Below are 1,576 nucleotides of genomic sequence, written 5' to 3'. Positions count from 1 at the left end.
ACGGGGGACTCTGCGGTGGGGGTGGAACTCATCGTTCGGGTGAGGGAGTTGTCCACAATCCCGTGGTGGTCCACCGGTTCCGGCGGGCGGTGGCGTGAGGGCTCATCGTGGTGGGGCAGGCCCCGTCCTCGTCGCTGGTGGTGATCCCGTTGTCCTTTCGCCCTTCCGCTCCCCTGCCCGTGCCCGCTCCTTCTCCTGTTCCCGCTCCCCTGCCCGTTCTCCCTGGGGCGTCTCGTCTCCCCGGCGCTCCCTCTCTCCCCGTCCCTCCCGCGTGCGAGGTGCCGCAGTTCGCGCCGGTGCGGGTGCGGGGCGGGCTGCACCGGCTGGTGCGGAACCGGAGGCGGGCGCTCGCGGTGGGTCTCGCGGTCACGGCCGCCGCGCTCGTGGCGGCGGCTCCCCGGGACGGTGATCAGGCTCGCGGACACCCGGGCGGCGGCTCGCCGCCCCGCGCGCAGTCATCGACGCGCGCCCCCGCCGACGCCCCTCGTACCGCCGGGAGGGTGAGGGCGGCGGTGCGGATCAGCGACGCGGCCACCGTGCGACTGCTGCGCCCCGGTGACCGGGTCGACGTCATCGCCGTCGCCCCGGCCCCGCGGACCGCGCCGCCTGGGGTGATGTGGGGAGGGGTGACGGCGGGGCGTTGGTCGTGCTGTCCGTGCCCCGGTCCACCGCGACCCGGCTCGCGGGCGCGAGCGCCACGGCCCGGCTGGCGGTGACCCTGTGGTGAGTCCCGGCGTGGGCCTTCTGCCCGGTTTGGTGTCAAGTCCCTCGTTCGAGCCACCTGATTGGACACGCCCTCCTCGGTGTGACGTAGGTTGCGGAGCTGTTTGTTCCACAACCTGTACATGCGAGGAGTGTCACCCGGGTGAGCGAAAAGGCGAGCGTCCTGCAAGGCTTCAAAGCCTTCCTGATGCGTGGGAACGTCGTCGATCTGGCAGTCGCGGTGGTGATCGGCGCGGCCTTCACCAACATCGTCAACTCGGTGGTCAAGGGGGTCATCAACCCGCTGATCGGGGCCATCGGCACGAAGAACCTGGACAGCTACAACTCCTGCATCAAGGGACCCTGCACCGGGACGGGCGACACCGCCACGGGTGTCCGGATCCTGTGGGGCTCCGTCCTCGGCGCGACACTGACCTTCGTGATCACGGCGGCCGTCGTCTACTTCCTGATGGTCCTGCCCATGTCGAAGTACCTGGCGAAGGTGGAAGCGCGCAGGAAGGCCAAGGAGGGCACGCACGAGGTCATGGAGATCACCGAGCTGGAGGTGCTCAAGGAGATCCGCGACGCCCTGGTCGCCCAGCGCGGCTCCGGGCACGCCGAGCGGTAGCGGTACTCCTCCGTCGGGCCCGCCCGGTTCAGATGTGGTGGGGCGGCTTCTCGTCGAGGAAGCGCTTGAGGTCGGCCGCGCTGTCGCCGCCGGCTCCGGGCCGCTCGCCCCACCCGTGGTCCGTGTCGTCCGAGGACTGCCGGTCCAGCGGATCGTCGAAGATCAGCGCGGCCTTCGGCTCGCGCGGCTCGGAGGGGGCGGGGGTGCTCATGCCTCCAGGGTACGGCCCTCTTTGACAAATCTCCA

The 1,576-nt window shown here is 70.9% G+C and carries 2 protein-coding genes and 1 pseudogene; 2 read left to right on the top strand and 1 reads right to left on the bottom strand.

Annotated elements, in window-relative coordinates; genetic code table 11:
* Positions 1-209 precede the first annotated feature (209 nt).
* Together P1P75_RS41475 and mscL are read left to right on the top strand one after the other, a co-directional pair.
* Positions 210-727, top strand: a pseudogene (locus P1P75_RS41475) (hypothetical protein).
* A gap of 138 nt (positions 728-865) precedes the next feature.
* Complete coding sequence (gene mscL, locus P1P75_RS41470; protein ID WP_319265204.1) at positions 866-1,330, top strand: large conductance mechanosensitive channel protein MscL; 465 nt, start codon at positions 866-868, stop codon at positions 1,328-1,330.
* Between the two features lie 28 nt (positions 1,331-1,358).
* Here mscL and P1P75_RS41465 read toward each other — a convergent pair whose 3' ends face one another.
* Positions 1,359-1,541 (bottom strand): hypothetical protein, encoded by a 183-nt coding sequence (locus P1P75_RS41465; RefSeq protein ID WP_319265201.1) that lies wholly within the window; start codon positions 1,539-1,541, stop codon positions 1,359-1,361.
* Positions 1,542-1,576: the final 35 nt, after the last annotated feature.

The sequence above is a fragment of the Streptomyces sp. ID05-39B genome (genome assembly GCF_033794725.1).
Lineage (GTDB): Bacteria > Actinomycetota > Actinomycetes > Streptomycetales > Streptomycetaceae > Streptomyces > Streptomyces bobili.
The sequence above is the reverse complement of the archived record's forward strand: the minus strand, read 5'-3'. Positions and strand labels throughout refer to the sequence as shown.

Coding starts and splice junctions, on each gene's coding strand:
- P1P75_RS41465 (WP_319265201.1), bottom strand. CDS start 1,541: ATGAGCACCCCCGCCCCCTCCGAGCCGCGCGAGCCGAAGGCCGCGCTG.